Here is a 2,396-nt window from a genome sequence, read left to right as displayed (position 1 = left end):
CTACAAATACATGGTCGGCGATATCGAGATCACCGCCATCTATGACGGCATCTGGCGCAAGCCGCACGACCCAGCTTTCATCAAGGATGTCTCCGTCGAGGACACCAAGGCAGCCCTTGCCAAGGCCGGCCTGACGACAGACTTCATGCCTATCCCGCTCACCGTCGTCGTCCTCAAGATGAACGGCAAGGTGATTATGATGGATGCCGGTTCGGGCGTCGGCCAATGGCAAACCAATGCCACCCATCTGCCGGCCAACATGGCCGCCGCTGGCATCGACTACAACACTATCGACACCATCATGATCTCGCATTTCCATCCCGACCACGTCTGGGGCCTGATGGAAAAGGGGACCAGCGCGCCTGTGTTCCCCAATGCCGAGCTCATCGTCAACGCCACGGAATACAAGTGGTGGACCGACCCCGGCCGACTGGCAAAGCTGCCCGAAGGGCGCAAGCCGGCGGGCAAGCGCATCGCCGAAAACTTCCCGAAATGGAAGAACTGGAAGCTGGTCGAGGACGGCGCCGAAGTGGCGCCTGGCATGCAGATCATCGCCGCGCCCGGTCATACGCCAGGCCATTCGGTCTACCTCGCAAACTCCGGCAAGGAGCAGATCATGATTTCGGCAGACACAATGTATGTGCCGGCACTGCTGGCGCCGCATCCGGACTGGCAAGGCACCTACGACCAGGATGGGCCGACGGCCATTACCACGCGCCACAAACTGATCGATCGCGTGATTGCCGACAACATCCGCATCTCCGGTTCGCACTTCCCGTTCCCGGGCACCGGCACCTTCGTCAAGGACGGCAACGCCTACGGCTTCACCCCCGTGCAAATTTAAGCGCGGCAATCCCAAAGCGAGAAAGACAATGGAACCTTCCTTCTTCAACAGGCACAACCTGTTCGGGCTGCTCGGCGCCGTTGCCGTGCTGACTGCCGTTCCGGTCGCCGTCACCGGGCCGGCCTATGCCGTGGACAACATTGAAGGCGACGACGCGCCCGACCTCACCGCAGTAAAAGCCAAGATCGATGCCAAGGACTATAAGGGTGCATTGGCCGATCTTCGTGACCTGGCGCAGGACACGCAGCAGGCCGACGTCTACAATCTGCTCGGCTTCACGCTGCGCAAGACCGGCGATTACACGACGGCACTGACCTACTACACCAAGGCGCTCGAACTGAAGCCGGACCACAAGGCGGCGCGCGAATATCTCGGCGAACTCTATGTCGAGACCGGCGACATGGCCAAAGCTAGGGAGCAGCTGGCATCGCTGACCCAGCTCTGCCCGGCAGGCTGCGAGGAACGCGCAGACCTGCAGAAGGCCATCGACACCAAAGTGACCCAATGAAGCCAGGCGGGCGCCTTCGTGCGGCGCCTGCCCTCTTTCCTATCTGGAGCCAATCGTGACAACGACACAAATCGCCTTGAAACTACATCTCACCGACTTGACCCTGCTGACGGGTCGCCTGCTGCTCTCATTGCTCTTCGTGCATGAAGGCGTTGAGCTGGCGATCCATTTCGACGGTGCCGCAAAAGCCATGGCCGCCCTCGGCGTCAGCCTGCCGCTTCTGATGGCCACCATAGCGCTGCAGTTGGGAGCCGGTCTTTCGATCGGCCTGGGCCTGCTGACGCGTCTGGGCGCGGTCGCGCTCGGACTGTTCTGTTTGGCAACGGCAGCCCTGTTCCACACCAATTTCGCCAGCCAGAACGAATTGCTGCATTTGGAAAAGGATCTCGCCATAGCGGGCGGCATGTTCGTCCTCGCCATCGCCGGAGCCGGCGCGATATCTCTCGACAGGGTGCTGAACGGACTCATGAGGCGCCGGCAACAGGACAGAGAGACGGTTGCCGCGCTCATAGCGGCCGGTAGCCCTTTGTCGGTGGGCGATATCAAGCTCCCGTTCTAATTTCGACCAAGACGCTGGGTCTCATATAACTCGGCACGCCACAAACGCCTCGGGTGACCAGATGGCGCAAGCCGTTCGTGGCGTGCCGTTCATCGACGTCCGCTTAACGGCACGGATAGGGCCGCCCTATCGGCCGATTTGAGGCGCAAAGCTGCCAATGGGTGTAAGATAAATGCGATCAGCGAATGGGGGGCCTAGCTTCTTGAATTTGGGCGAACCGCCTCGTAACCAGTTGACAGATAACGATGTGCTAGTCGCTGAGGGTCTGCGTTCTCTGTACGGGTCGCCAAGCCGTTTCCTCGTACTGTATGGTCTGGCGGACCTACTTACGATGACTCCGAATAGATCCGTCCGACAGGGCCGGACCAGCGGTCGAGGTGACTGCTTCCCGGGTCGCAACGTTCTCCAGAAATGTCGTCGCCGGCACGAAGAACAATGTGCCGGTGACCGCGCGGCTGAAGTCCAGCAACCGATCGTAGTTGCCT

General features: G+C 60.5%; 3 protein-coding genes and 1 pseudogene. 3 read left to right on the top strand and 1 reads right to left on the bottom strand.

Annotation, left to right across the window (positions count from 1 at the left end; translation table 11 throughout):
• The 3 genes from EN932_RS34120 to EN932_RS34110 all read left to right on the top strand — a co-directional run.
• A partial coding sequence (locus EN932_RS34120; RefSeq protein WP_164890782.1) for an MBL fold metallo-hydrolase occupies positions 1 to 844 on the top strand: 844 nt, incomplete at its 5' end.
• A gap of 28 nt (positions 845 to 872) precedes the next feature.
• Complete coding sequence (locus EN932_RS34115; protein WP_128337944.1) at positions 873 to 1,352, top strand: tetratricopeptide repeat protein; 480 nt, start codon at positions 873 to 875, stop codon at positions 1,350 to 1,352.
• A gap of 97 nt (positions 1,353 to 1,449) precedes the next feature.
• The gene (locus EN932_RS34110) at positions 1,450 to 1,911 is read left to right on the top strand and encodes a DoxX family protein (protein WP_338039906.1); all 462 of its coding nucleotides are present in this window, start codon (positions 1,450 to 1,452) and stop codon (positions 1,909 to 1,911) included.
• A 322-nt stretch (positions 1,912 to 2,233) separates the two neighbouring features.
• Here EN932_RS34110 and EN932_RS39285 read toward each other — a convergent pair.
• Positions 2,234 to 2,396 (bottom strand): annotated as a pseudogene (locus EN932_RS39285) (peroxidase); the annotation flags it as partial.

It is taken from the genome of Mesorhizobium sp. M7A.F.Ca.US.002.01.1.1 (assembly GCF_004022955.1).
Lineage (GTDB): Bacteria > Pseudomonadota > Alphaproteobacteria > Rhizobiales > Rhizobiaceae > Mesorhizobium > Mesorhizobium ciceri.
This window is presented reverse-complemented; position numbering and strand designations above follow the sequence as displayed.

Excerpts from the sequence above, each read along its gene's own strand:
- EN932_RS34115 (WP_128337944.1), top strand. The coding sequence starts at position 873 with ATGGAACCTTCCTTCTTCAACAGGCACAACCTGTTCGGGCTGCTCGGC.